Origin of the sequence: Lactococcus lactis (genome assembly GCF_029023865.1) — a bacterium.
In the GTDB taxonomy this organism is placed as follows: domain Bacteria; phylum Bacillota; class Bacilli; order Lactobacillales; family Streptococcaceae; genus Lactococcus; species Lactococcus lactis.
Genome location: NZ_CP118969.1, coordinates 1213289 through 1239379 on the forward strand (window position 1 = coordinate 1213289; position 26091 = coordinate 1239379).

The 26091-nt window shown below is 35.8% G+C and carries 22 protein-coding genes and 1 pseudogene; 15 read left to right on the forward strand and 8 right to left on the reverse strand.

Annotated features, from left to right (window positions below):
- Nucleotides 1-11: 11 nt before the first annotated feature.
- Nucleotides 12-971, reverse strand: a complete 960-nt coding sequence (trhO, locus tag PYW37_RS06120; RefSeq protein ID WP_025017194.1) for an oxygen-dependent tRNA uridine(34) hydroxylase TrhO — start codon at nucleotides 969-971, stop codon at nucleotides 12-14.
- 425 nt (nucleotides 972-1396) lie between these two features.
- Here trhO and PYW37_RS06125 point away from each other — a divergent pair, with 425 nt between their 5' ends.
- Nucleotides 1397-2938 (forward strand): 2-isopropylmalate synthase, encoded by a 1542-nt coding sequence (locus tag PYW37_RS06125; RefSeq protein WP_023189266.1) that lies wholly within the window; start codon nucleotides 1397-1399, stop codon nucleotides 2936-2938.
- An 11-nt stretch (nucleotides 2939-2949) separates the two neighbouring features.
- Entirely contained in the window at nucleotides 2950-3987 is a 1038-nt protein-coding gene (gene leuB, locus PYW37_RS06130; protein WP_023189265.1) for a 3-isopropylmalate dehydrogenase, read from the forward strand.
- Nucleotides 3988-4010: 23 nt separating this feature from the next.
- Here leuB and PYW37_RS06135 read toward each other — a convergent pair whose 3' ends face one another.
- The gene (locus PYW37_RS06135) at nucleotides 4011-4154 is read right to left on the reverse strand and encodes a hypothetical protein (RefSeq protein ID WP_023189264.1); all 144 of its coding nucleotides are present in this window, start codon (nucleotides 4152-4154) and stop codon (nucleotides 4011-4013) included.
- A gap of 124 nt (nucleotides 4155-4278) precedes the next feature.
- On the opposite strand from PYW37_RS06135, the gene leuC reads away from it, so the two are divergent.
- The 13 genes and pseudogenes from leuC to trmFO all read left to right on the forward strand — a co-directional run bounded on the left by leuC (nucleotide 4279) and on the right by trmFO (nucleotide 19513).
- Nucleotides 4279-5661, forward strand: a complete 1383-nt coding sequence (gene leuC, locus PYW37_RS06140; RefSeq protein ID WP_023189263.1) for a 3-isopropylmalate dehydratase large subunit — start codon at nucleotides 4279-4281, stop codon at nucleotides 5659-5661.
- A gap of 19 nt (nucleotides 5662-5680) precedes the next feature.
- Complete coding sequence (leuD, locus tag PYW37_RS06145) at nucleotides 5681-6256, forward strand: 3-isopropylmalate dehydratase small subunit (protein ID WP_003131129.1); 576 nt, start codon at nucleotides 5681-5683, stop codon at nucleotides 6254-6256.
- Nucleotides 6257-6269: 13 nt separating this feature from the next.
- Nucleotides 6270-7049 carry an ABC transporter ATP-binding protein gene (locus tag PYW37_RS06150; protein WP_023189262.1) on the forward strand — a complete coding sequence of 260 codons (780 nt, stop codon included), beginning with the start codon at nucleotides 6270-6272 and terminating at the stop codon, nucleotides 7047-7049.
- Between the two features lie 121 nt (nucleotides 7050-7170).
- Nucleotides 7171-8883 carry a dihydroxy-acid dehydratase gene (gene ilvD / locus PYW37_RS06155; protein ID WP_025017227.1) on the forward strand — a complete coding sequence of 571 codons (1713 nt, stop codon included), beginning with the start codon at nucleotides 7171-7173 and terminating at the stop codon, nucleotides 8881-8883.
- 10 nt (nucleotides 8884-8893) lie between these two features.
- Nucleotides 8894-10621 (forward strand): acetolactate synthase large subunit, encoded by a 1728-nt coding sequence (locus PYW37_RS06160; protein WP_025017226.1) that lies wholly within the window; start codon nucleotides 8894-8896, stop codon nucleotides 10619-10621.
- Entirely contained in the window at nucleotides 10614-11090 is a 477-nt protein-coding gene (gene ilvN, locus PYW37_RS06165; protein ID WP_010905839.1) for an acetolactate synthase small subunit, read from the forward strand. The genes PYW37_RS06160 and ilvN overlap by 8 nt, the downstream gene beginning before the upstream one ends.
- A gap of 45 nt (nucleotides 11091-11135) precedes the next feature.
- Nucleotides 11136-12158 carry a ketol-acid reductoisomerase gene (gene ilvC, locus PYW37_RS06170; protein WP_025017225.1) on the forward strand — a complete coding sequence of 341 codons (1023 nt, stop codon included), beginning with the start codon at nucleotides 11136-11138 and terminating at the stop codon, nucleotides 12156-12158.
- Between the two features lie 55 nt (nucleotides 12159-12213).
- Entirely contained in the window at nucleotides 12214-13464 is a 1251-nt protein-coding gene (ilvA, locus tag PYW37_RS06175) for a threonine ammonia-lyase IlvA (protein WP_017864495.1), read from the forward strand.
- A 115-nt stretch (nucleotides 13465-13579) separates the two neighbouring features.
- Nucleotides 13580-14289 (forward strand): annotated as a pseudogene (gene budA / locus PYW37_RS06180) (acetolactate decarboxylase).
- A gap of 40 nt (nucleotides 14290-14329) precedes the next feature.
- Entirely contained in the window at nucleotides 14330-14710 is a 381-nt protein-coding gene (locus PYW37_RS06185) for a RidA family protein (protein WP_003131142.1), read from the forward strand.
- A gap of 145 nt (nucleotides 14711-14855) precedes the next feature.
- On the forward strand, nucleotides 14856-15704 hold the full coding sequence (gene dprA, locus PYW37_RS06190; protein ID WP_012897825.1) for a DNA-processing protein DprA: 849 nt from the start codon (nucleotides 14856-14858) through the stop codon (nucleotides 15702-15704).
- Nucleotides 15705-15965: 261 nt separating this feature from the next.
- Nucleotides 15966-18098 (forward strand): type I DNA topoisomerase, encoded by a 2133-nt coding sequence (topA, locus tag PYW37_RS06195; RefSeq protein WP_023189256.1) that lies wholly within the window; start codon nucleotides 15966-15968, stop codon nucleotides 18096-18098.
- Between the two features lie 71 nt (nucleotides 18099-18169).
- Nucleotides 18170-19513 carry a methylenetetrahydrofolate--tRNA-(uracil(54)-C(5))-methyltransferase (FADH(2)-oxidizing) TrmFO gene (gene trmFO / locus PYW37_RS06200; protein ID WP_025017071.1) on the forward strand — a complete coding sequence of 448 codons (1344 nt, stop codon included), beginning with the start codon at nucleotides 18170-18172 and terminating at the stop codon, nucleotides 19511-19513.
- Nucleotides 19514-19557: 44 nt separating this feature from the next.
- On the opposite strand, the gene xerS (PYW37_RS06205) is transcribed toward trmFO, so the two are convergent.
- The 6 genes from xerS (PYW37_RS06205) to PYW37_RS06230 all read right to left on the reverse strand — a co-directional run bounded on the left by xerS (PYW37_RS06205) (nucleotide 19558) and on the right by PYW37_RS06230 (nucleotide 26081).
- Nucleotides 19558-20628, reverse strand: a complete 1071-nt coding sequence (gene xerS / locus PYW37_RS06205) for a tyrosine recombinase XerS (protein WP_003131037.1) — start codon at nucleotides 20626-20628, stop codon at nucleotides 19558-19560.
- Between the two features lie 478 nt (nucleotides 20629-21106).
- Entirely contained in the window at nucleotides 21107-21397 is a 291-nt protein-coding gene (locus PYW37_RS06210; protein WP_044009676.1) for a hypothetical protein, read from the reverse strand.
- Between the two features lie 83 nt (nucleotides 21398-21480).
- Nucleotides 21481-22536: a tyrosine recombinase XerS gene (gene xerS / locus PYW37_RS06215; protein ID WP_025017072.1), complete on the reverse strand. Its 1056-nt coding sequence runs from the start codon at nucleotides 22534-22536 to the stop codon at nucleotides 21481-21483.
- A gap of 604 nt (nucleotides 22537-23140) precedes the next feature.
- The gene (locus PYW37_RS06220) at nucleotides 23141-23344 is read right to left on the reverse strand and encodes a hypothetical protein (RefSeq protein ID WP_023189252.1); all 204 of its coding nucleotides are present in this window, start codon (nucleotides 23342-23344) and stop codon (nucleotides 23141-23143) included.
- 8 nt (nucleotides 23345-23352) lie between these two features.
- On the reverse strand, nucleotides 23353-24405 hold the full coding sequence (gene arsB, locus PYW37_RS06225; protein WP_023189251.1) for an ACR3 family arsenite efflux transporter: 1053 nt from the start codon (nucleotides 24403-24405) through the stop codon (nucleotides 23353-23355).
- On the reverse strand, nucleotides 24402-26081 hold the full coding sequence (locus PYW37_RS06230; RefSeq protein ID WP_025017073.1) for an FAD-dependent oxidoreductase: 1680 nt from the start codon (nucleotides 26079-26081) through the stop codon (nucleotides 24402-24404). Before PYW37_RS06230 ends, arsB begins: the two co-directional genes overlap by 4 nt.
- Nucleotides 26082-26091: the final 10 nt, after the last annotated feature.

The window sequence follows — 26091 nt, forward strand, 5'->3', positions numbered from 1 at the left end:
GACTTTTTATATTATGATGCTAAATCTTTCTCAAGTAGCGCAAGACGTTCTTGAACTTCTTGATTTGATAGTTGGTGGGCTTTGATGTAACGGTTATTGGGATGAACTCGACATTCATGTGAACAAGCACCAAGATATTTTGCTTCGTTTTCCTCTGAAGCTAACATTTGTCTGTTACATTCTGGATTTCCGCAATTGATGTAACGTTCACATGGGCTTCCATCAAACCAATCACGTCCGACAATGACATGTTCTTTTTGGTTGATTGGAACTGCGATTCGGCTATCAAAAACATACATTTGTCCGTCCCAGAGATCTCCTTGAACTTCTGGGTCTTTTCCGTATGTGGCAATTCCTCCGTGAAGTTGACCAACATCTTTGAAGCCTTCCCGAACGAGCCATCCTGAAAATTTTTCACAACGTATTCCACCGGTACAGTAGGTTAAAACACGTTTTTCCATGAATTGTTCTTTGTTATCTCGAATCCACTGTGGAAGTTCTCTAAAACTTCTTATTTCTGGACGAATAGCGCCACGAAAATGTCCTAAGTCAAATTCATAATCATTTCGTGCATCAATCACTACTGTATTTTCATCAAGCATGGCCTCACGAAACTCTTTTGGATCAAGATAAGTCCCAGTAAGTTCCAAGGGATTGACGTCATCTTCTAAACTTAAATTAACTAATTCAGGGCGATAACGGACATGCATTTTCTTAAAAGCATTTTGCTCGGCTTCATCAATTTTGAAAATTGTTGAGCTAAAGCGAGGGTCATTTTTCATCAATTCCATGTAGGCATTTGTTTGCTCGATAGTACCAGAAACAGTTCCGTTAATTCCTTCGTCAGCAACTAAAATGCGTCCTTTTAAACCTAATTCTTTACAGTCTGCGAGGTGTTTTTGGGCAAAAGTTTCTCCATCTTCAATTGGGACATATTGGTAATATAATAAAACTCGATAATCTTGAGTCATAATTTCTCCTTAATCTTATTAGTACATTAGAATCCATTATAATTTAATCATTTTATGTCTACCTAAAGCAATAAAATTGCTTGTATATTTTCTAACAAGCTTAATTATTGTGGATTTAATTGAATATTAAAGGGAGAAGTTGTAATCTATTTGTTGTTAAATTCTTGTTAATACAAATAAATTTATTAAATATTATTATTTTATTGACAATTTAAAATATTAAGAGTATTATAATGTAAATTAACAAAAAAAGAGGAACTTGAAATGACATACACACAATTTTCATTGTTGTTGATCAAGGTGGACCTACATTAGCTTTTGTGGCTAAAATATGTGGGTCCTGTTTGGAGATAGTCATTTCGAGGACCGAGAGACGTCCTCACGGGCGTCTTTTTTGTTTCTTAATAAAAAATAGAGGTAATATTATGCGAAAAATTGAATTCTTTGACACAAGTTTGAGAGATGGCGAACAGACACCGGGCGTTAGTTTCTCCATTTCAGAAAAAGTAACGATTGCTAAACAACTGGAAAAATGGGGGATTTCTGTCATAGAGGCTGGTTTTCCTGCGGCAAGTCCAGATAGTTTTGAAGCAGTAAAGCAAATTGCTGATTCTTTGAATGATACGGCTGTCACTGCATTAGCTCGTTGTGTTATCTCAGATATCGATAAAGCGGTTGAAGCGGTAAAGGGGGCTAAATATCCGCAAATTCATGTTTTCATTGCCACTTCACCTATTCACATGAAATATAAACTTAAAATCAGTCCCGAAGAAGTTTTGAAAAATATTGATAAGTGTGTGAGATACGCACGTGAACGGGTCGAGGTTGTTGAGTTTTCTCCAGAGGATGCAACAAGAACGGAGTTGAATTTTCTTTTAGAGGCTGTTCAAACGGCTGTCGATGCTGGAGCAACTTATATTAATATTCCTGACACTGTAGGTTATACGACGCCAGAAGAATATGGAAAAATTTTTAAATTTTTGATTGAAAATATTAAGTCTGAGAGAGAAATTATTTTTAGTCCACATTGTCATGATGATTTAGGAATGGCTGTAGCTAATTCATTAGCTGCAATTAAAGCTGGGGCTGGGAGAGTTGAAGGAACTGTCAATGGTATTGGAGAGCGAGCTGGGAATGCTGCTCTTGAAGAAATTGCTGTGGCACTACATATTCGTAAAGATTTTTATCAGGCACAAAGTCCTTTAAAACTTTCAGAAACTGCTGCAACGGCAGAACTAATTTCACAATTTTCAGGAATTGCTATTCCAAAAAATAAAGCAATTGTCGGTGCTAATGCTTTTGCACACGAATCAGGAATTCATCAAGATGGCGTCCTTAAAAATGCTGAAACTTATGAAATTATTACACCAGAACTTGTCGGAATAAAGCATAATTCGTTGCCTTTAGGTAAACTTTCTGGTCGTCATGCTTTTAGTGAAAAATTGACGGAACTTAATATTGCTTATGACGATGAAAGTCTTGCAATTTTATTTGAAAAATTTAAAAAATTAGCTGACAAGAAAAAAGAAATTACTGACGCAGATGTTCATGCCTTGTTTACAGGAGAAACGGTAAAAAATCTAGCTGGATTTATACTTGATAATGTTCAAATTGATGGCCACAAGGCATTGGTGCAACTAAAAAATCAAGAAGAGGAAATTTATGTTAGTCAAGGAGAGGGGTCAGGTTCAGTGGATGCAATTTTTAAAGCTATTGATAAAGTCTTTAATCATCAACTAAAATTAATTTCCTATTCAGTTGATGCTGTAACTGATGGAATTGATGCACAAGCAACGACTTTGGTTTCTGTTGAAAATCTATCTACAGGCACTATATTTAATGCTAAAGGTGTTGATTATGATGTATTGAAAGGAAGCGCCATTGCTTACATGAACGCTAATGTTTTAGTTCAAAAAGAAAATTTACAAGGAAAGGTTGAACAAATTTCAGCTCATGATGGAATTTAAGGTGAAAAAGATTGTCTAAAAAAATTGTGACACTTGCGGGAGATGGAATTGGGCCAGAAATTATGTCAGCTGGTTTAAGTGTTTTAAAAGCTGTCAGTAAAAAAATTGATTTTGAGTATGAATTAGAAGCTAAAGATTTTGGAGGAATTGCAATTGATAAGCATGGTCATCCTTTACCAGAAGAAACTTTGCAAGCAGTTAAAAATGCTGACGCAATTTTGCTCGCTGCAATTGGTCATCCTAAATACAACAATGCAAAAGTTAGACCAGAACAAGGGCTACTTGCTTTACGAAAAGAATTAGGACTGTATGCTAATGTTCGTCCATTAAAAATTTATCCGGCTCTAAAAAAACTTTCTCCCATCCGAAATGTTGAAAATGTTGATTTCCTAGTGATTCGCGAACTGACAGGGGGAATCTATTTCGGTCAGCATGAATTGGCAGATGACAAAGCACGGGATGTCAATGATTATTCTGCTGATGAAATAAGAAGAATTCTTCATTTTGCTTTCAAAAGTGCTCAAAGTCGGCCCAGAAAATTAGTGACTTCGGTTGATAAACAAAATGTCCTTGCAACTTCTAAATTATGGCGAAAAATGGCTGATGAAATTGCTGACGAATATCCTGATGTACGATTAGAGCACCAATTGGTCGATTCTTGTGCGATGTTACTGATTACTAATCCGCAACAATTTGATGTGATAGTCACTGAAAATCTATTTGGTGATATTCTCTCTGATGAAGCAAGTAGTTTGGCCGGTAGCTTAGGAGTGATGCCTTCGAGTTCGCATGGATTTAACGGTCTAGCACTCTATGAGCCAATTCATGGTTCGGCACCAGATATTGCAGGAAAAGGAATTGCGAACCCTATTTCGATGATTCTATCAATTGCCATGATGCTAAGAGAATCTTTTGGGCAAGAAGAGGGGGCTGCGATGATTGAAAAAGCCGTAACCCAAACTTTTACTGACGGAATTTTGACTAAAGATTTAGGTGGGACCGCAACAACTAAAGAAATGACAGAAGCAATCCTGAAAAATTGTCAGTAAAATGCGATTGAATAGTGAGCATTTTAGTTGTAGATAAAAGAACCGTCAGCATAGCTGACAGTTCTGTCAGTAAAATGCGATTGAATAGTGAGCATTTTAGTTGTAGATAAAAGAACCGTCAGCGCAGCTGACAGTTCTGTCAGTAATTGCGATTGAATAGTGAGCATTTTAGTTGTAAATAAAAGAACTATCAGCGTAACTGACAATTCTGTCAGTAAATATTACTGACAGAAAGTACAAAATTACTGACAGAATTTGTCAGAATAAATTTTTAAAGAAGGAAATAAAAAAATGTCAGGTAAAACAATATTTGATAAACTTTGGGATCAGCATGTGATTGCTGGAAATGAGGGAGAACCTCAACTGCTTTATATTGACCTTCATGTTATTCATGAGGTTACGAGTCCGCAAGCATTTCAGGGCTTACGTGAAGCAGGACGTCGTGTTCGGAGAAAAGATTTGACATACGGAACTCTTGACCACAATGTTCCAACACAAGATATTTTTAATATTCAAAATTTGATTTCTAAAAAACAAATTGATACTTTTACTAAAAATGTCAAAGAATTTGATGTTCCAGCGGAGACTCATGGTGGAAAAGGACAAGGAATTGTTCACATGGTAGCACCTGAATCTGGCAGAACTCAACCGGGAAAAACAATTGTTTGTGGCGATAGTCATACCGCAACAAATGGAGCATTTGGTGCAATTGCTTTTGGAATTGGTACAAGTGAAGTTGAACATGTTCTTGCAACTCAAACCATTTGGCAAGTTAAACCCAAGCGTATGAAAATTGAATTTCAAGGTCATCCACAAAAAGGAATTTATAGCAAAGACTTTATCCTCGCATTAATTGCTAAATATGGTGTGGATGCAGGTGTAGGTTATGCGGTTGAATATAGTGGGGATGCTATCAGTGATTTAAGCATGGAAGAACGGATGACAATCTGTAACATGTCAATTGAATTTGGGGCAAAAATTGGCCTGATGAATCCTGATGAAAAAACTTATGACTATGTCAAAGGGCGTGAACATGCACCTAAAAACTTTGATGAAGCTGTCAGTAAATGGGAAAAACTTGTCAGTGATTCTGATGCACAATACGATAAGATTTTAAGTCTTGATGTCAGCCAGTTGAAACCAATGGTGACATGGGGAACAAATCCCGGAATGGGCCTAGAATTTGGCGAAAAGTTTCCGGAAATTAACAATGATTTGAATTATGAACGTGCTTATCAGTACATGGATTTAAAGCCAGGCCAAACCGCTTCTGACATAGATTTAGGCTATATTTTCATTGGTTCTTGTACGAATGCTAGACTTGGTGATTTAGAAGAAGCTGCAAAAATTATTGGAGACAGACATATTGCTGATGGACTGACAGGAATTGTCGTCCCTGGAAGCAGACCTGTGAAAGAAGCGGCTGAAGCACAAGGGCTTGATAAAATTTTTAAAGAAGCTGGTTTTGAATGGCGGGAACCGGGTTGCTCAGCCTGTCTTGGAATGAATCCTGACCAAATTCCAGAATACGTTCATTGTGCTTCAACCTCTAATCGAAATTTTGAAGGACGTCAAGGGCATAATGCAAGAACGCACCTGTGCTCTCCAGCTATGGCCGCTGCCGCCGCAATCGCTGGTAAATTTGTAGATGTTAGAACGCTCGTAACAGATTAGTCTGTAGAAAGAAAAAAAGATGGAAAAATTCACGATTTACAAAGGGACAAGTGTTCCAGTCATGAACGATAATATTGACACAGACCAAATTATTCCTAAACAATTTTTGAAAGCAATCGATAAAAAGGGCTTTGGGAAAAATTTATTTTATGAATGGCGTTATCTCAAAGATTACGATGAGAATCCTGATTTTATTTTGAATGCTCCAAAATACAAAAAAGCTTCTCTGTTAATTTCAGGAGATAATTTTGGTTCGGGTTCTTCAAGAGAACATGCGGCATGGGCCTTATCAGATTACGGCTTTCGGGCAATTATTGCTGGCTCTTACTCAGATATTTTTTATAATAATGCTTTAAAAAATGGCTTGTTACCAATTAAACAACCAAGAGAAGTTCTAAATCAACTGACAAAACTGTCAAGTCAAGAAGAAATTACAATTGATTTACCCCATCAGCTAATCATCACAAGCCTTGGTGACTTTCATTTTGAGATTGACCCCATTTGGAAAGACAAATTAATTAATGGCTTAGATGATATTGGAATAACTTTGCAATATGAAGAAGCAATCTCAGCTTACGAACAAAAAAATCAATAAGAGCGAGCTAAAAATGACAATTATTAATTTAAAGAATGTAAATCTTACTCGAAATAAAAAAGAAATTCTTAAAGATATTACTTGGAAAGTAAATCCCGGCGAAAATTGGGTTATTCTGGGCCTCAACGGCTCTGGAAAATCAAGTCTTTTGAAATTGATTTTAGCAGAAGAATGGAAAACTTCTGGCGAAATCACTGTTTTAAATACTCAATTTGGAAATGGAGAAATTCCTAAGTTGAGAAAAAGAATCAGCGTAGTTGGCTCATTTATTGCTGAAAGATTTCAACCAAATATTAAGGCTGAAAACCTTGTTTATACTGGGAAATTTAATTCGAGCATGCTCTATAAACCCTACACAGATCAGGAACTTGATGAGGCCCGTCAGCTTTTAAGACAAATGGGCGTAAAATCACTTATTGGCCGAAATTATGCCAGCCTTTCTCAAGGAGAAAAGCAAGTTCTTCTTATTGCTAGGAGCTTAATTTTAAAGCCTGAGCTTTTAATTTTGGACGAAGCAACGAACGGTTTAGATTTATTTGCTAAAGAAAAATTATTAAAGCAACTGCAGCAGATTAATCAATTAAAAACCGCACCAACACTCATTTATATTTCTCATCATCCCGATGAAATCACTGATATTTTTACTCACCTTTTACTTTTAAGAGAAGGAAAAGTGATTCAATCAGGGAAAAAAGAAAACTTATTAAATGAAAAGATACTTACTGATTTTTATCAAGAAAAAGTAGAAGTTCACCGTTTTGAGCAGAAATATTTTGTAATTCCTGCTAACTGAGAAAGGAAAGCAAAAGTATTTTATAGACTATATAGAATATTCTGACAAATTATTGTATTTTCATTTTTTTAGTGATAAAATAGCTCTATGTAAATTTACGGGGAGGTCAAAAAGATAACATATGGAATTCAAATATAACGGAAAAGTTGAATCAGTGGAACTCAATAAATATTCTAAGACATTGACTCAAGATCCAACACAACCAGCGACTCAAGCGATGTACTACGGCATTGGTTTTAAAGATGAGGATTTCAAAAAAGCTCAGGTCGGAATCGTCAGCATGGATTGGGACGGAAATCCATGTAATATGCACTTGGGAACACTTGGGAGTAAAATCAAAAGTTCTGTCAACCAAACTGACGGATTGATTGGACTTCAATTTCATACAATTGGAGTTTCTGATGGAATTGCCAATGGAAAGCTTGGCATGAGATACTCTTTGGTCAGTCGTGAAGTGATTGCTGACAGCATCGAAACTAATGCTGGCGCAGAATATTATGATGCCATCGTTGCCATTCCTGGTTGTGATAAAAATATGCCAGGGTCAATTATCGGAATGGCTCGCTTAAATCGTCCGTCAATTATGGTCTATGGCGGAACGATTGAACATGGCGAATATAAAGGTGAAAAATTAAATATTGTTTCGGCCTTTGAAGCTCTGGGGCAAAAAATCACTGGAAATATTTCTGATGGAGATTATCATGGCGTCATTTGTAATGCCATTCCAGGACAAGGTGCTTGCGGAGGAATGTACACTGCCAATACCCTGGCTGCCGCTATTGAAACTTTGGGAATGAGTTTACCTTATTCCTCTTCCAATCCAGCAGTCAGTCAAGAAAAACAAGAAGAGTGTGATGAAATTGGTTCAGCCATCAAAAATTTATTAGAAAAAGATATTAAACCAAGTGATATCATGACCAAAGACGCTTTTGAAAATGCTATAACAATTGTCATGGTCCTTGGAGGCTCAACCAATGCTGTGCTTCATATCATTGCAATGGCAAATGCCATAGGTGTAGAAATTACGCAAGATGATTTCCAACGAATTTCAGATATTACCCCTGTTCTTGGCGATTTCAAACCGAGCGGAAAATATATGATGGAAGATCTGCACAAAATTGGTGGCCTTCCTGCTGTTTTGAAATACCTACTTAAAGAAGGAAAACTTCACGGTGATTGTTTGACCGTCACAGGTAAAACTTTGGCTGAAAATGTTGAAAAAGCATTAGATTTGGACTTTGACAGTCAAGATATTATGCGACCACTAAAAAATCCAATTAAAGCTACTGGACATTTACAAATTTTGTACGGTAATCTTGCCCAAGGGGGTTCTGTTGCAAAAATTTCTGGTAAAGAAGGAGAATTTTTCAAAGGAACTGCTCGTGTTTTTGATGGAGAACAACACTTTATCGATGGCATTGAGTCTGGCCGATTGCATGCCGGTGATGTTGCGGTCATTAGAAATATTGGCCCAGTCGGAGGTCCGGGAATGCCAGAGATGTTAAAACCAACTTCAGCATTAATTGGAGCCGGACTTGGAAAGTCTTGTGCACTCATTACTGACGGAAGATTTTCTGGTGGCACCCACGGCTTTGTTGTGGGGCATATCGTCCCTGAAGCAGTTGAAGGTGGGTTGATTGGTTTAGTTGAAGATGATGATATTATCGAAATTGATGCGGTGAATAATAGTATTAGTTTAAAAGTTTCTGATGAAGAAATTGCTAAACGACGTGCCGATTATCAAAAGCCAGCCCCTAAAGCAACGCGTGGTGTTCTTGCAAAATTTGCCAAACTTACGCGCCCCGCTAGTGAAGGTTGCGTTACAGATTTATAGAAAGGTTTGAATGAAAAAAATAAAGTTAGAAAAACCTACTTCCGGTTCCCAACTTGTTCTCCAAACCTTAAAAGAACTTGGAGTAGAAATTATTTTTGGTTATCCTGGTGGGGCCATGCTCCCCTTGTATGATGCGATTCATAATTTTGAAGGAATTCAACATATTTTAGCCCGTCATGAGCAAGGAGCAACGCATGAAGCCGAAGGTTACGCTAAATCGTCTGGTAAAGTTGGTGTCGTCGTTGTTACGTCTGGACCGGGAGCGACTAATGCAGTAACTGGAATTGCTGACGCTTATCTTGATTCAGTCCCATTGTTAGTTTTCACAGGTCAAGTTGGCCGTCAGTCAATTGGTAAAGATGCTTTTCAAGAAGCGGATACTGTTGGAATTACAGCCCCAATTACAAAATATAATTATCAAATTAGGGAAACCGCAGATATTCCAAGAATTGTTACAGAAGCCTATTATTTGGCAAGGACAGGACGTCCTGGGCCAGTAGAAATCGATTTACCAAAAGATGTTTCCACCCTTGAAGTCACTGAAATTAATGACCCAAGCTTGAATCTTCCTCATTATCACGAAAGTGAAAAAGCGACTGATGAACAATTGCAAGAATTACTGACAGAACTTTCTGTCAGTAAAAAACCAGTCATTATTGCTGGCGGAGGAATTAATTATTCTGGCTCAGTTGATATTTTCAGAGCATTTGTCGAAAAATATCAAATTCCAGTTGTTTCTACATTGCTTGGCTTAGGAACATTACCAATCAGCCACGAATTGCAACTAGGAATGGCAGGAATGCACGGTTCATACGCTGCAAATATGGCTTTAGTTGAAGCTGACTATATTATTAATTTGGGATCACGTTTTGACGATAGAGTTGTATCCAATCCAGCAAAATTTGCTAATAATGCTGTCGTTGCTCATATTGATATTGACGCTGCTGAACTTGGCAAAATTGTAAAAACCGATATTCCAATCCTTTCTGATTTGAAAGTGGCTTTAAGCAGACTTTTGCAATTAAATAATGTCAAGACTGTTTTTAATGATTGGATTAAAACTGTCATTGAAAATAAAGAGAAAGCACCATTTACTTATGAGCCCCAAAACCATGATATCCGTCCACAGGAAACAATTAAATTAATTGGAGAATACACTCAAGGAGATGCAATCATTGTGACCGATGTTGGGCAACATCAAATGTGGGTGGCGCAATATTATCCTTATAAAAATGCAAGGCAACTTATTACTTCTGGGGGAATGGGAACGATGGGCTTTGGCATTCCTGCAGCAATCGGTGCAAAGCTGGCACAGCCAAATAAAAATGTCATTGTTTTTGTTGGCGATGGTGGCTTTCAAATGACTAATCAAGAATTAGCATTACTTAATGGCTACGGTATTGCAATCAAAGTTGTTCTGATTAATAATCATTCATTGGGAATGGTACGTCAATGGCAAGAATCATTCTATGAAGAGCGACGTTCACAATCGGTTTTTGATGTTGAACCCAATTTTCAATTGTTAGCCGAAGCTTATGGCATCAAACATGTTAAGTTAGATAATCCAAAAACTTTGGCTGATGATTTAAAAATTATTACAGAAGATGAGCCAATGCTTATTGAAGTTCTAATTTCAAAATCTGAGCATGTTTTACCAATGATACCAGCTGGATTACACAATGACGAAATGATTGGACTTCATTTTACTGATGAGAATGAGGAGGTAGATAATGCGTAGAATGATTATCGCAAAACTTCATAATGTAACAGGAATTATGAATCGATTTACCGCCGTTCTCAATAGAAGGCAAGTGAACATTCTCTCAATTACCGCTGGAGTTACAGAAAGTCAAGACTTAACTCATACCACTTTTGTTATTGAAGTTGATCATCTTGATGAAGTAGAACAAATCATTAAACAATTAAATCGCTTAATAGATGTGATTGAAGTAGCTGATATTACAGATTTGCCTCATGTAGAACGTGAAGTCGTCTTGATTAAAGTATCAGCTCCACCGACCATTAGGGCAGAAATTTTTACAATGATTGAACCTTTTAGAGTAAATGTAGTTGATGTCAATCTGGAAAATGTCACCATTCAATTAACGGGTGATTCAGCAAAAATCGAAGCACTTATTGATGTTGTTAGTCCTTATGGTATTCTAAATATGGCTCGGACAGGTAGTGCAGGTTTTGAGCGTGGCTAAATTTAAATAAGTTAACAAATAAATAGAAAAATAGAGGAAACAAAAATGGCAGTTACAATGTATTATGAAGATGATGTAGAAGTATCAGCACTTGCTGGAAAGCAAATTGCAGTAATCGGTTATGGTTCACAAGGACATGCTCACGCACAGAATTTGCGTGATTCTGGTCACAACGTTATCATTGGTGTGCGCCACGGAAAATCTTTTGATAAAGCAAAAGAAGATGGCTTTGAAACATTTGAAGTAGGAGAAGCAGTAGCTAAAGCTGATGTTATTATGGTTTTGGCGCCAGATGAACTTCAAAAATCCATTTATGAAGAGGACATCAAACCAAACTTGAAAGCAGGTTCAGCACTTGGTTTTGCTCATGGATTTAATATCCATTTTGGCTATATTAAAGTACCAGAAGACGTTGACGTCTTTATGGTTGCACCTAAGGCTCCAGGTCACCTTGTCCGTCGGACTTATACTGAAGGTTTTGGTACACCAGCTTTGTTTGTTTCACACCAAAATGCAAGTGGTCATGCGCGTGAAATCGCAATGGATTGGGCCAAAGGAATTGGTTGTGCTCGAGTGGGAATTATTGAAACAACTTTTAAAGAAGAAACAGAAGAAGATTTGTTTGGAGAACAAGCTGTTCTATGTGGAGGTTTGACAGCACTTGTTGAAGCCGGTTTTGAAACACTGACAGAAGCTGGATACGCTGGCGAATTGGCTTACTTTGAAGTTTTGCACGAAATGAAATTGATTGTTGACCTCATGTATGAAGGTGGTTTTACTAAAATGCGTCAATCCATCTCAAATACTGCTGAGTTTGGCGATTATGTGACTGGTCCACGGATTATTACTGACGAAGTTAAAAAGAATATGAAGCTTGTTTTGGCTGATATTCAATCTGGAAAATTTGCTCAAGATTTCGTTGATGACTTCAAAGCGGGACGTCCAAAATTAACAGCCTATCGCGAAGCTGCTAAAAATCTTGAAATTGAAAAAATTGGGGCAGAGCTACGTCAAGCAATGCCATTCACACAATCTGGTGATGACGATGCCTTTAAAATCTATCAGTAATTTCTCTTATTGATTGAACAAAAATATAAAAGCATTTTATGGAGGAATGACATAAATGATAAGTGCCAAAGAGGTTGAAGATGCCTATGATTTGTTAAAAGCAGTTGTCACTAAAACACCTTTACAATTAGACCCTTACCTTTCCAATAAATATCAAGCAAATATTTACTTAAAAGAAGAAAACTTACAGAAAGTTCGTTCTTTTAAATTACGAGGAGCTTATTATTCTATCAGTAAATTATCTGATGAGCAACGCTCTAAAGGAGTGGTTTGTGCCTCCGCAGGAAATCATGCACAAGGAGTTGCTTTTGCTGCAAATCAATTAAATATTTCTGCGACAATTTTTATGCCCGTTACCACACCTAACCAAAAAATTTCACAAGTTAAATTTTTTGGCGAAAGTCATGTAACAATTCGTTTAATTGGTGATACTTTTGATGAATCAGCCAGAGCAGCAAAAGCTTTTTCTCAAGATAATGACAAACCATTTATAGACCCTTTTGATGATGAAAATGTAATTGCTGGTCAAGGAACAGTGGCTTTAGAAATTTTTGCGCAAGCTAAAAAACAAGCAATAAGTTTAGATAAGATTTTTGTACAGATTGGTGGAGGTGGTTTAATTGCAGGAATTACGGCCTACAGTAAGGAGCGCTATCCCCAAACTGAAATTATCGGAGTTGAAGCAAAAGGGGCAACAAGTATGAAAGCTGCCTACTCTGCTGGTCAGCCCGTCACCTTGGAACACATTGATAAATTTGCTGACGGAATTGCGGTTGCGACTGTCGGTCAGAAAACTTACCAACTTATTAATGACAAAGTGAAACAATTGCTTGCGGTTGATGAAGGTTTAATTTCTCAAACCATACTCGAATTGTATTCAAAATTAGGAATTGTCGCCGAACCAGCAGGTGCAACATCTGTTGCCGCACTTGAACTTATTAAAGATGAAATCAAGGGTAAAAATATTGTCTGTATCATCAGCGGCGGAAATAATGATATTAGTCGAATGCAAGAAATTGAAGAAAGAGCTTTGGTTTATGAAGGTCTAAAACATTATTTTGTCATTAACTTTCCTCAAAGACCAGGAGCCTTACGAACTTTTGTCAGTGATATTTTAGGGCCAAATGATGATATTACCCGATTTGAGTACATCAAAAGGGCTGATAAAGGTAAAGGGCCTTGTCTTGTTGGGATTTTACTTTCAGATGCTAGTGATTATGATTCATTGATTGATCGGATTGAAAGATTTGATAATCGTTATGTTAACTTACATGGAAATGATAGTTTATACGAACTTTTGGTCTAACTAACCAATTGGTTTGAGCCATTTTCTAGTTTCAATTCTCTTTAAATCACTAGAAATTTGATATAATTTAATTAATAAATTATTTAAATTTAATGAGATAGAAAAGAGAAATATCATGACAGAAATCACACAACTTTTTCAATATAATACCCTTGGAGCTTTAATGGCAGGCCTTTACGAGGGGACAATGACAATTGGTGAACTTCTGAAACATGGTGATTTAGGAATTGGAACTTTAGATTCTGTTGATGGAGAATTAATTGTTTTGGACGGCAAAGCCTACCAAGCTAAAGGTGATAAAACTATCGTCGAATTAACTGATGACATCAAAGTTCCTTATGCTGCAGTTGTTCCCCATCAGGCAGAGGTAGTTTTTAAACAAAAATTTACGGCCAGTGATAAGGAATTAGAAAACCGAATCGAAAGCTATTTTGACGGGCAAAACTTATTTCGCTCAATCAAAATAACTGGTGAGTTTCCAAAAATGCACGTTCGTTGATTCCACGGGCAAAATCAGGGACAAGATTTGTAGAAGTTTCACAAAATCAACCCGAATACACTGAAGAAAACGTCAAAGGAACAATTGTTGGGATTTGGACTCCAGAAATGTTTCATGGTGTGAGTGTTGCTGGTTATCACCTCCATTTTATTAGTGAAGATTTTACTTTTGGTGGACATGTCCTTGATTTTATTATTGATAATGGTACTGTTGAAATTGGCGCAATTGACCAATTGAACCAATCATTCCCCGTTCAAGATCGCAAATTCTTGTTTGCTGACCTTGATATTGAAGCACTAAAAAAAGATATCGATGTAGCTGAATGATAATCACTAGATTTCTTTAGCTATATTAAAGGAGAAATCTATGAAAATTATTGCAACATTAGATGCACCAGCCGCTATCGGTCCTTATGTTCAAGGCAAAATTGTTAATGGTTTACTCTATGCATCAGGCCAAATTCCGTTGAATCCATTGAATGGAGAGATTGTTGGAGATAGCATTGAGACTCAAACCGAACAGGTGATGAAAAATATTTCTGCTATTTTGAAAGAAGCACATTCTGATTTTGACTTAGTCATCAAAACAACATGTTTCTTGAAAAATATTGAAGATTTTTCAAGATTTAATGCAATTTATTCAAAGTTTTTTGATAAGGAATTCCCAGCGCGTTCCGCTGTTGGAGTTGCAGGATTACCTAAAAATGTCCTTATTGAAATAGAAGTCATTGCAGAAGTTAAATCCTAAAATTAAAACATATTAGCTATAAAAATTACTGACAAGATTTCTGTCAGTAATTTTTTTGGTTACAAGTCAGTCTTTTTTACGTATAGAAAATTATAAGCCAATTTTAAAATTGCTGACAAATCTGTCAGTAAAAAATGGAGGAATTATGATAACAAATTTTGATTTATATCGTTGGAAAAAAGCTGGCATGACCAATTTAGGAGTAAATAAACTTTTAAAATTTTTTCATAGATATGATAAAAAAATAAGTTTAAGACAAATGGGACAAGTAGCACAACTTAAATCAATTCCCAACTTTATTGAACAATATAAAAATCAAGACGTAAGTAAACTGAGAGAAGAGTATAAAATATACCCATCATTTTCTCTTCTTGATGAAATTTATCCCGAAAGGCTCAAGGAAATTTACAATCCACCGGTTCTATTATTTTATCAAGGAGATATAAGACTCTTAAAAACTCCTAAATTAGCTTTTGTTGGTAGTCGACAAGCAAGCTCACAAGGAATTAAAGCCGTTCAAAAAATTGTGACAGAGTTGAACCAAAATTTTACGATTGTCAGCGGACTCGCTAAAGGAATTGATACAGCAAGTCATCTTTCTGCCATTAAAAATAAAATCCCTACAATTGCAGTTATCGGTACAGGCTTAGATATCTTTTATCCTTTAGAAAATCGAAAAATTCAAGAGTATCTTGCTAAAAACCAACTCATACTATCAGAATATTCAGTCGGAGAAAAGCCACTTCGTTATCATTTTCCTGAACGTAATCGTATCATTGCGGGACTTTCACATGGTGTAGTAGTGATAGAAGCAAAGTTACGAAGTGGTAGTTTAATTACTTGTGAGCGCGCTCTGGAAGAAGGAAGAGATATTTTCGCTGTACCAGGAAACATAGCAGATGGATTTTCAGATGGCTGTAATCATCTAATACAACAAGGAGCAAAATTAATCTATCAAGCCCAAGATATCTTAGAAGAATATTTGTATGATTAAAAAAAGCCTTTATCACCTTGCACCACATGACTTAAGTCGGTTTTTATAGTACAAAAAAATATCAAGTTCTACTATAAGAAAACTAAATAACTTGACATATTGAAGAAAAGCATTTATTATGAGAGAGTGAATTTAATGTAAATAAGAGTATTAACACCTCTTAAACTATTATTTTACTTCCACATTCGATATATACCTCTATGAATTAAGATACAATAACTAAAAGATAGTGGATACCAAAAAGAATAAATAGGAAAAATTATGCCAACTTCAACTAAAAGTAAAACAAAAACAACTACAAAGAAAAAAACAACACGAAAAAGAGTCACTCCAGGTAAAAATCTGGTTATTGTAGAATCGCCAGCAAAAGCTAAAACAATTGAAAAATATTTAGGTCGAAACTACAAAGTTGTGGCTTCAGTAGGTCATATTCGTGATTTGAAAAAATCAACCATGTCTGTTGATATAGAGAATGACTATGAACCTCAATATATTAATATTCGTGGGAAAGCCCCATTAATCAACTCTCTCAAAAAAGAAGCAAAGGCTGCCAAAGCCGTCTACCTCGCAAGTGACCCGGACCGTGAAGGCGAAGCAATTTCTTGGCACTTAGCACATATCTTAAATCTTCCACTTGAAGAAAAAAATCGAGTGGTCTTTAATGAAATTACTAAAGATGCTGTTAAAAATGCCTTTAAGGAGCCGCGTCAAATTGATGTGGATCTAGTTGATGCCCAACAAGCACGCCGAGTTCTTGACCGTTTGGTGGGTTATTCAATTAGTCCTATTCTATGGAAAAAAGTCAAAAAAGGACTCTCAGCAGGTCGAGTTCAATCTATTGCCTTAAAACTAATTGTTGACCGCGAGAATGAAATTAATGCTTTTATTCCAGAAGAGTATTGGTCAATTGATGGTGAATTTAAAAAAGGAACTAAAAAATTCAAAGCATCCTTCTGGGGAATTGACGGAAAAAAACATCCTTTAAAAACCAATGAAGATGTCATCAAAGTCATGGAACGTTTAGACGGTCCTGATTTTAACGTAGATAAAGTTGAAAAGAAAGAACGTCGCAGAAACGCTCCTCTTCCTTATACAACTAGCTCAATGCAACAAGACGCAGCTAATAAACTTAACTTTCGTACCCGTAAAACAATGATGGTTGCTCAACAACTTTATGAAGGTCTTACTTTAGGAAGCCAGGGCCATCAAGGTTTAATTACCTATATGCGTACAGACTCAACACGTATTTCTCCTGTTGCACAAAGTGCAGCTCATAATTATATTGCTGATCAATTTGGAGAAAAATATAGTAAACACGGTTCAAAAGTTAAAAATGCCTCTGGAGCCCAAGATGCCCACGAAGCAATTCGACCTTCAAATGTCTTTAACACTCCAGACGCCATTGCTAAATATCTAGACAAAGATCAACTAAAACTTTACACACTCATCTGGAATCGTTTCGTTGCCAGTCAAATGGTCGCAGCTATTTTCGATACTGTTAAAGTAAATCTGTCTCAAAATGGTGTTATCTTTATTGCTAATGGTTCACAAGTGAAATTTGACGGTTATCTGCGAATCTACAATGATTCTGATAAATCAAATATGCTTCCAGAGATGGAAGAAAATGAAACTGTCAAAAAAGCGAATGTTAAACCAGAACAACATTTCACTCAACCACCAGCTAGATATTCCGAAGCAACACTCATCAAGACATTGGAAGAAAATGGAGTGGGACGTCCCTCAACCTATGCGCCTACACTAGAAACAATTCAAAAACGTTACTATGTGAGATTGTCAGCAAAACGTTTTGAACCTACAGAGCTTGGAGAAATTGTCAATAAGCTTATTGTTGAGTTCTTCCCTAACATTGTAAATACTGAATTTACAGCTGAAATGGAAAAAGATCTTGATGAAGTTGAAGAAGGAAAACGTCAATGGATTGAGGTTGTTGACCAATTTTACAAACCCTTTGCAAAAGAACTTGAAAATGCCGAAGAAGGTATGGAAAAAATCCAAATCAAGGATGAACCTGCTGGCTTTGACTGTGATGTTTGTGGAAGTCCGATGGTAATTAAGTTGGGACGTTTCGGAAAATTTTATGCTTGTAGCAACTTCCCAGATTGCCGAAATACTAAGGCAATTGTCAAAGAAATCGGCGTAAAATGTCCGCTTTGTCATGAAGGAAATATTATCGAACGCAAAACAAAGAAAAATAGAATTTTCTATGGTTGTGATCGTTACCCAGAATGTGAATTCACAAGTTGGGACAAACCTATCGGACGTGATTGTCCTAAATCTGGACATTTTCTTGTTGAAAAGAAAGTTCGTGGTGGCGGTAAACAAGTGGTATGTTCAAATGATGAATGTGATTATCAAGAAGAAAAACAAAAATAAAAGGCGCTTCCGCGCTTTTTTATTATATTAATCAATGGAAAAATTTACTAAATTTAGATATAATTGGGACTATGAAAAAAACACATATTAACGTTATTGGAGCGGGACTTGCTGGTTCTGAAGCTGCTTATCAAATTGCTAAGCGTGGCATTCCCGTTAAACTATACGAAATGCGAGGCGTTAAACAAACCCCTCAACACAAAACAGATAAATTTGCTGAACTAGTCTGTTCAAATTCTCTTCGTGGAGCTGCAATCACTAACGCGGTTGGTCTCTTAAAAGAAGAAATGAGAAGACTTGATTCTGTCATTATCAAGGCAGCAGAAGTGACTCAAGTACCTGCTGGTGGAGCATTAGCCGTTGATAGAGAAGGCTTCTCTGATTTTGTCACAAGAGAAGTTTCTAACCATCCATTAGTAGAAGTAATTCGAGAAGAAATTACTGATCTTCCAGAAGATGAAATTACAATTATCGCTACCGGACCTTTAACTTCAGATAAATTAGCAGAAAAAATTCATGAGTTTAACGGTGCGGATGGCTTTTATTTTTATGATGCAGCAGCACCGATTATTGACGCCAACTCGATTAATTTTGAAAAAGTCTATAAAAAATCTCGATATGATAAAGGCGAAGCTGACTATATCAACTGTCCAATGACCAAGGAAGAATTTCAAGCCTTTCAAGAAGCTTTAATTTCTGCTGAAGAAGCTCCTTTAAACTCTTTTGAAGATTTAAAAGTCTTTGAAGGTTGTATGCCTATTGAAGAAATGGCCAAACGTGGTTATAAAACAATGCTATTTGGACCGATGAAACCTGTTGGATTAGAATATCCTGAAGATTATAAAGGACCGAGAGACGGTGATTTTAAGACTCCCTATGCAGTTGTTCAACTTCGCCAAGATAATGCTTCCGCATCTTTGTACAATATCGTAGGATTTCAAACTCATTTAAAATGGGGAGAACAAAAACGAGTTTTCCAAATGATTCCAGGTCTTGAAAATGCTGAATTCGTTCGTTATGGAGTCATGCATCGCAATTCTTACATGGATTCTCCAAATCTTCTTAAACAAACCTTCCAATCTCGCAAACAAGAGAATCTGTTCTTTGCAGGGCAAATGACAGGAGTAGAGGGTTACGTAGAATCAGCTGCTTCTGGTTTAGTTGCTGGAATTAATGCCGTCAAACTCTTTAATGACGAAGAAGTAGTTATATTCCCAAAAACAACGGCGATTGGAAGTTTACCTTACTACATCACCCATACTGACAGCAAACATTTTCAACCAATGAATGTAACCTTCGGAATTGTTGAAGAATTAGAAGGCCCACGAATTCGTGATAAAAAAGAACGTTATACTAAGGTAGCAGAGCGTGCTTTAAATAGCTTAACAGATATTATTTCAAAAGATAATCTATAACAAATAAAAAACACTTGGAATTTGAATCAAGTGTTTTTTATTTGTTATAGATTATCTAAAGCATTTTTTTGCTCTTCATTGATAATATGAGTATAAAGGTCTGTAACTTGAGTTGAAGCGTGCCCTAACTGATTACTCACCAATACCTGAGAATTTGTTTGAGCATAAAGTCGAGTCGCAAGTGTATGTCTAAGCTTGTGAGGGGTAACTCGCACTTTAAAAGCTTGAGAATATTTAGCAACTAATTTTTCAACACTAGAAGGATCTATTCGGCTAGGAACATCTCTATAAAGTGTCACAAAAAATGCCGTATCTTTCGCTGTAGTCTTATAACGTTGACTTCGTACTTCCAAGTATCTTTCAAAATAAGTTTTGGCAAAAGGAGCATAAGGAACAGCATCCCTTTTTCCTCCTTTACGAGTCACCTCAACAACCATAGTAATAAGATTTAAATCTCTTAAATCTACATTAACTGCCTCAGAAAGACGAATACCAGAGGCTAAAATAAGTGCAATAATTGCTAAATCACGTTCTTTATTTTTGAAAAAACTAGAACGAGCTCTATTTGATAATGTTTTTTCATATTCATTATCAATATAGTCAAGAAAACCTTGAGTTTCATCTCCCAAAAAAAGCTTCCCTTTAATATTCTCAGCACGAGAAGCTAAAGTTTCGGATTTTTTCTTAGTCTGTACCTTCTTCATAACATTACGATAGAAGTAAGGCTCACCATCTTCATTTTCAACCTCTTCAGTAAGGTATTTATAAAGACTAGAAAGAGCAGATAGAGTACGATTAATTGTTGTTTGACTTACCCCATAACGAGTAGAGCGCGTATTTAAACGGGGTCTCTCCCTAAGATAGAGGATAAATGACTCCAAATCTCGTTTAGTTAAGTTTTCTAAAACAGAGAGGGAAACATCAGTTATCTTATCAACATCAGCAACTCCAGAATCGACCAACCAACTAAAGAAACGTTCATATTCTTTAAGATATTCATAAAGTGTATTCAAACTATAAGGAATAGTAAGTTTAGATTGATAATATTCTAAAACATAAGAAGGCATGATATGTTTTAGTTTTTCAATATTTTGTATTAATTGTTCACGTTTCATAAATTTAAGTATACCAGAAGAGATATCCAATTGTCAAGAAAATTACAGTTTTTCGGAAAGATGTTACTTAAAACATATAGGAGTTCTGTGTCACACCTTTTCAAAAGGTTTCGTAAACCTTGCTATTATAAGGTTTCTGTAACACATTGCTCTCCTGCTTTTTGCTTTAATTATCTTTCTAAAAAATTTTTTCTAAGAAAGTCTTGCTTTGTAAAAAATTTAAAAATAGATATTAATTGTAATCAGCTACCCATCAAAAAAGGGAGATTCCAATTAAGAATCTCCCTTTTACATCATTTGACTTGACTTTTTATGCATATTTATTTATAATATCATTAAGTAAGTCGATTGAACGGACTGTGTTCTTAATCGGCAGGTCTGATTAAGTTACTAGCTTAATTAGGCCTTTTTTTATTTGCCTTGATTATAACATAAATTAACCTTGCTTGCAAGGATTTTTTTGTTATGCTCTATTATGCTAATTAATCGGCTTTTGGTGGGTATTTAACTTCCATTTTTTTCTGTCAAAGAAAGCTAAGGCCTCCTGTTTAACTTCAAATTTATGCCAGGTGTCACCATTTTTCCAATACAAAAATCCATCCTTTGAGGTAACCACGGCAACAATCTTAACCCTTTGGGGGCCACTTTTGGTTTCAACAGCCGCCTCGTCGCCTTTACGTAGTCTAATTGGTTGTAGGTGGTCTGGTACCTTCCAATAGCGTTTATGTTTGTCAGTTCCGTTTATATGGACTGCTTGAATGATTTTCATGATTACTCCCCTGTTATTTAATTACGTTAACTTGATTATATCAAAAATTGTACAGTAAATAAATTTCAGACATTTTGTGAATTTTATAATTTTTTTAACGCATCTTTAGCTTCAGCACTGACAATGTGGGTATATAACTCAGTTGGTTTGGTTGAAGAGTGCCCTAATTGATTGCTGACAAGGACTTGAGAGTGACTGACATTATAGAGTCTTGTTGCGAATGTATGCCTTAGAGTATGAGGGGTTACTCTAACTTTATAGGCTTCTGAATACTTTGCGACTAGCTTATTTATCGATGCGTTAGAAATTTTTCTAATTGTTTGATTATAGTCCGTGATAAATAAGGCTTCTACATCAGTATTTAAGCTACTTCTTGACTCAAAATAATCTGTTATATATTTATGCGAAAAATGAGCAATAGGCACTACATCCTTCTTGCCTTCTTTGCGCATCACTCTTACTTTTCCAGTTTCAAGGTTTAAATCGTTAAGATTGATTCCTACAAGTTCCGCACAACGTAATCCAGATGATAAAAAAAGACTTAATATAGCTAAATCCCTGACTTTATTTTTCTTAAAACTTGTTCTTGCACGATTACTGATAGACTTTTCATAGTCATGTTCAACATACTTTAAAAATGCTTTAGTTTCGTCTCCTAAAAATAGTTTAGCTTCCAGTTGAGCTGCACGGTAATGCAAGGTTTCGCTTTTTTTTCGGATATGAATTAACCGGCTAACATTTCTAGTCATGTAAGTATTGCCATTACTATCTTCGGTTTGTTCGCAAAGATAATTATATAGGCTCTTTATTGCAGCAATTGTTCGATTTAATGCTGATGTATGTGTATTAGAACCACATTTTGATTCTAAACGGAGTCGTTCGTGAAGTACAAAAGCTTCTAGCTCACGTTTCGTTACGTTTTCCATTTCTTTCAAAGTGATTTCTTTGATGTTAGCATGGTTCGTTATATTATTTTCATTCATCCATTTCAAGTATTTTCTAAATTCTAAGCAGTAAGAGTAAATAGAGGCAATACTCAGTGGCACAGTGTCCTTAGACTGGATAAACTCATTGACGTAGTAGGGAAACTCAAGCATGAGTTTATTTACATTATAACGATAACCATGATTTTCTGACATCTCTTTTTATTGTTCCTCAACATTTTCTATTCAAATTAGAATATATTGTAGTTAAATATTAAAGTATTGTCAATTTTTGTATAAACTCAAAACTTAATACTTTGCGGTCTGTTTTTTCCTGACCGCTTTTTATTTTGGACTTTTTTATAAATTTTATTCATCCTCATCTTTTCAAATATTTTTTTGTAAAAGATATTTTATTTGTTAGTATTTTTAGTTTGTTAATAGTGGGTAATTTGTAGTGGCTGATTTAACGGAATCTGGAAAAACCGTAATCCGATAAATCCAGTTTCTGGAAAATCCGTAATACGGAAAAGGCGTTCTACGGTAACCGAAATACGGTTTTTCAGTATTACGGTTATTTCATCCGAAAAACGGGTTTCCAGTATTTCGGTATTTTAGTCTCAGAAAGATGCTTCAGAATCGTATAATATGAACTTTTTGAAATGATATATATCTTTCCGAAAAAGTTAGCTTTTTCTTACTGCATTAATAACATTTATAGATACAATATTAAGATTGATAACCGAACTAATACTGGCCTCAATACTGGCCTCAATACTGACCCTAATAAATTAAAAAAACACCAAAACATGGTGTTTTTTTAATTTATTTTTTCAATATTTCTAACAACAAATGATTTTTTCTCATCATCAGTAGTTACAAAACCAGAATTATTAGCTACATATTGAACAGCTGATTTCATATTAATGAACTCTTTAATAATATATTCTCCACTTTTTTCACCCGTGTAATTATTGATAGAATTCTCTTCAGCCGAAGAAAGAGATGTGAATTTAAATTTCATAATACTCCTTATACGGATTCTTTTGTAAAATAGATTTTTTTAAATTTCAACGCCACATTAACTAAAGCAATCATAACAGGGACTTCCACTAACGGACCAATAACTGCCGCAAAGGCTTCTCCTGAATTAATTCCAAATACGCCTACCGCAACCGCTATCGCAAGCTCAAAGTTATTGCTTCCTGCTGTAAATGATAAAGATGCTGTAACAGGATAACTTGTTCCCATTTTTTTAGAGAGAAAGAAGGAAACAAAGAACATCAATACGAAGTACAGAAGCAATGGAATTGCTATTCTAACTACGTCAAATGGAAGCTCTACTACTTTTTCACCCTTAACTGCAAACATGATAATGATTGTAAACAAAAGAGCAACCAATGTTATACGACTAATTTTCGGAATGAATTTTTCTTCAAACCATTCTTTACCTTTTAATTTAATCAAACCAAAATGAGAGATAATCCCTGCAATAAATGGAATTCCCAAATAGATGAATACTGAGGTAGCAATCTCACCAATTGTTATATGTACTGCAAAATTTCCTAAGCCTAACCATTTTGGAAGTAAAGTTACAAAGAAATAAGCAAAGATTGAGTAAAAGAATACTTGGAAAAGTGAGTTGAAGGCTACAAGTCCTGCTGTATACTCACTATCACCATGTGCTAAATCAGTCCAAACAATAACCATTGCAATACAACGTGCAAGCCCAATCATGATAAGCCCAATCATATAGCTTGGATAACCTTGTAAAAATACAACCGCAAGAATAAACATTAGTATTGGTCCAATAATCCAGTTTTGAACTAATGAAAGCAACAAGACTTTCCAATCCTTAAATACTTTTCCCATTTCTCCATATTTTACTTTTACTAATGGAGGATACATCATGAGAATTAGTCCAATGGCAATTGGAATTGATGTTGTTCCTACTGATAAGTCATTAATAGTGGTTGCAACACTAGGAACGAAGTATCCCAAAGCGATTCCAATTCCCATTGCTACAAATATCCAAAGCGTCAGATAACGGTCTAAAAACGACAGTTTCTTTGTGACTTGATTCATAATTGAGTTTTTCCCCTAATTTTTTCTTGTTTTGCAATTTCTTGATAATTTTTATTTCCGCCTGATAAATTGTATACTTCTCTAAACCCTTCATTCCTCAAGACATTTTGAGAAGCATTGCCAGTGACTCCCTTATTGCAGTAAACGATTGTCAATTTATCCTTATCAAGAATAGATGATTTTTCACGAAGTTCAGCCAACGGAATATTTATTGCATTTGGTATATGCTTCTTTTCATAACTTGCTTTTGCACGTGTGTCAATAATTGTTATGTCTGCACTATTTTTTTGAAGTTCCATCAAATCATGAGGCGTTATTAATGGCGCAGTAGTTAAGGCATTGGTTAGTGCCATTCCTGTATATGCGACAGGGTCTTTAGTTGTTGAAAATGGTGGGGCATAAGCTAAATCCATATGGAACAAATCTTCTGCAGTAACCCCCAGTGTAATTGTTGAGGCAAAAACATCTATTCTTTTATCTACGCCTTGAGGACCAATAATTTGAACTCCAAGAATTCGATGAGATAACTTATCTGCGACTGCTTTGATAACCATTTCTTTACCGTGCATGTAATCAGGTTTGTCTGGTTTAATATTGAATAATACTGCTATTTCATAACCTTCTTCGATCGCTTCTTTTTCAGTTAATCCTGTTTGAGCAATGGTTAAATCAAAGAAGCGTAAGATTCCAGTCCCAAGCACACCTTGAAAACGAAGAGGTCCACCAGTCATTGCATCTCCTGCAATTCTCCCCATCTTATTTGCAGTTGATGCCAAAGGGCGGTATGTCGCTTTCCCAGTAATCACATGGAAACTTTCTGCAACATCCCCAACGGCATAGACACCTTCAATATTAGTTTCCATCGTTGTATCTGTAGCAATCGCTCCAGTTTCACCTAGTTTCACCCCGATTGATTCTGCGAGTTGAGTATTTGGTCGAACTCCAGTAGCCAACATATACAAATCAGCGCTAAGGACATTGCCTTTACTTGTTATGACACTTTTTAGTGTTTGTTCTCCCTTTGTTTCAGTGATTACTTCCTCAGATAGAAAATGAACATTTTGCTTTTCCATTTCATCTTCAATGCGAATAGACATATCCCAATCTAGGTGTGCCATTGGGTGTTTTCCACGTTGAAGCACAGTAACATCAAGTCCTCGTTCTTTGAGTTGTTCGGCAACTTCAAGACCAATATAACCTGCTCCTACAACAATTGCTGTTTTTGGTTTTTTATCATCCAAGAAAGATTTAAAGTTTTTACCACTATTAATATTTCTTACTTGAAATACATTACCGAATGATTTACCTTGAAAAACTTCAGGTCTATGATAAGTTGCTCCAGTTGCAAAAACAAGGATATCATAAGAATCATCAAATATTTCACCAGTCAAAAGATTCTTAACTTTGAGAGATTTTGTTGAATGATTAATATCTAAAACTTCATGAGAAGTATGAATATCAACATTGTAACGTTTTTTAAACCATCGAGCATCACGAGGAGTTAACTCATCAAAATCACCAATTTCCCCACCAATAGCATATGGAATACCACATACTGCGTAAGAAATATCAGTGTCCTTATCATAAAGAGTAATCTCTGCATTCTCTGTATTTCTACGTGCCTTAGCAGCAACACTTGTTCCTGAAGCTACAGAACCAATTATAATAATTTTCATAGGATAATCA

What these genes read in the sequence shown, in the direction of transcription:
- PYW37_RS06220 (WP_023189252.1), bottom strand. Translation starts at nt 23,344, where the DNA reads ATGAAATTTAAATTCACATCTCTTTCTTCGGCTGAAGAGAATTCTATC.
- PYW37_RS06125 (WP_023189266.1), top strand. Translation starts at nt 1,397, where the DNA reads ATGCGAAAAATTGAATTCTTTGACACAAGTTTGAGAGATGGCGAACAG.
- trhO (WP_025017194.1), bottom strand. Translation starts at nt 971, where the DNA reads ATGACTCAAGATTATCGAGTTTTATTATATTACCAATATGTCCCAATT.
- topA (WP_023189256.1), top strand. Translation starts at nt 15,966, where the DNA reads ATGCCAACTTCAACTAAAAGTAAAACAAAAACAACTACAAAGAAAAAA.
- PYW37_RS06210 (WP_044009676.1), bottom strand. Translation starts at nt 21,397, where the DNA reads ATGAAAATCATTCAAGCAGTCCATATAAACGGAACTGACAAACATAAA.
- leuC (WP_023189263.1), top strand. Translation starts at nt 4,279, where the DNA reads ATGTCAGGTAAAACAATATTTGATAAACTTTGGGATCAGCATGTGATT.
- leuD (WP_003131129.1), top strand. Translation starts at nt 5,681, where the DNA reads ATGGAAAAATTCACGATTTACAAAGGGACAAGTGTTCCAGTCATGAAC.
- dprA (WP_012897825.1), top strand. Translation starts at nt 14,856, where the DNA reads ATGATAACAAATTTTGATTTATATCGTTGGAAAAAAGCTGGCATGACC.
- xerS (WP_003131037.1), bottom strand. Translation starts at nt 20,628, where the DNA reads ATGAAACGTGAACAATTAATACAAAATATTGAAAAACTAAAACATATC.
- ilvN (WP_010905839.1), top strand. Translation starts at nt 10,614, where the DNA reads ATGCGTAGAATGATTATCGCAAAACTTCATAATGTAACAGGAATTATG.
- ilvD (WP_025017227.1), top strand. Translation starts at nt 7,171, where the DNA reads ATGGAATTCAAATATAACGGAAAAGTTGAATCAGTGGAACTCAATAAA.
- PYW37_RS06160 (WP_025017226.1), top strand. Translation starts at nt 8,894, where the DNA reads ATGAAAAAAATAAAGTTAGAAAAACCTACTTCCGGTTCCCAACTTGTT.
- PYW37_RS06185 (WP_003131142.1), top strand. Translation starts at nt 14,330, where the DNA reads ATGAAAATTATTGCAACATTAGATGCACCAGCCGCTATCGGTCCTTAT.
- trmFO (WP_025017071.1), top strand. Translation starts at nt 18,170, where the DNA reads ATGAAAAAAACACATATTAACGTTATTGGAGCGGGACTTGCTGGTTCT.
- ilvA (WP_017864495.1), top strand. Translation starts at nt 12,214, where the DNA reads ATGATAAGTGCCAAAGAGGTTGAAGATGCCTATGATTTGTTAAAAGCA.
- PYW37_RS06150 (WP_023189262.1), top strand. Translation starts at nt 6,270, where the DNA reads ATGACAATTATTAATTTAAAGAATGTAAATCTTACTCGAAATAAAAAA.
- ilvC (WP_025017225.1), top strand. Translation starts at nt 11,136, where the DNA reads ATGGCAGTTACAATGTATTATGAAGATGATGTAGAAGTATCAGCACTT.
- PYW37_RS06230 (WP_025017073.1), bottom strand. Translation starts at nt 26,081, where the DNA reads ATGAAAATTATTATAATTGGTTCTGTAGCTTCAGGAACAAGTGTTGCT.
- xerS (WP_025017072.1), bottom strand. Translation starts at nt 22,536, where the DNA reads ATGTCAGAAAATCATGGTTATCGTTATAATGTAAATAAACTCATGCTT.
- PYW37_RS06135 (WP_023189264.1), bottom strand. Translation starts at nt 4,154, where the DNA reads ATGCTCACTATTCAATCGCAATTACTGACAGAACTGTCAGCTGCGCTG.
- arsB (WP_023189251.1), bottom strand. Translation starts at nt 24,405, where the DNA reads ATGAATCAAGTCACAAAGAAACTGTCGTTTTTAGACCGTTATCTGACG.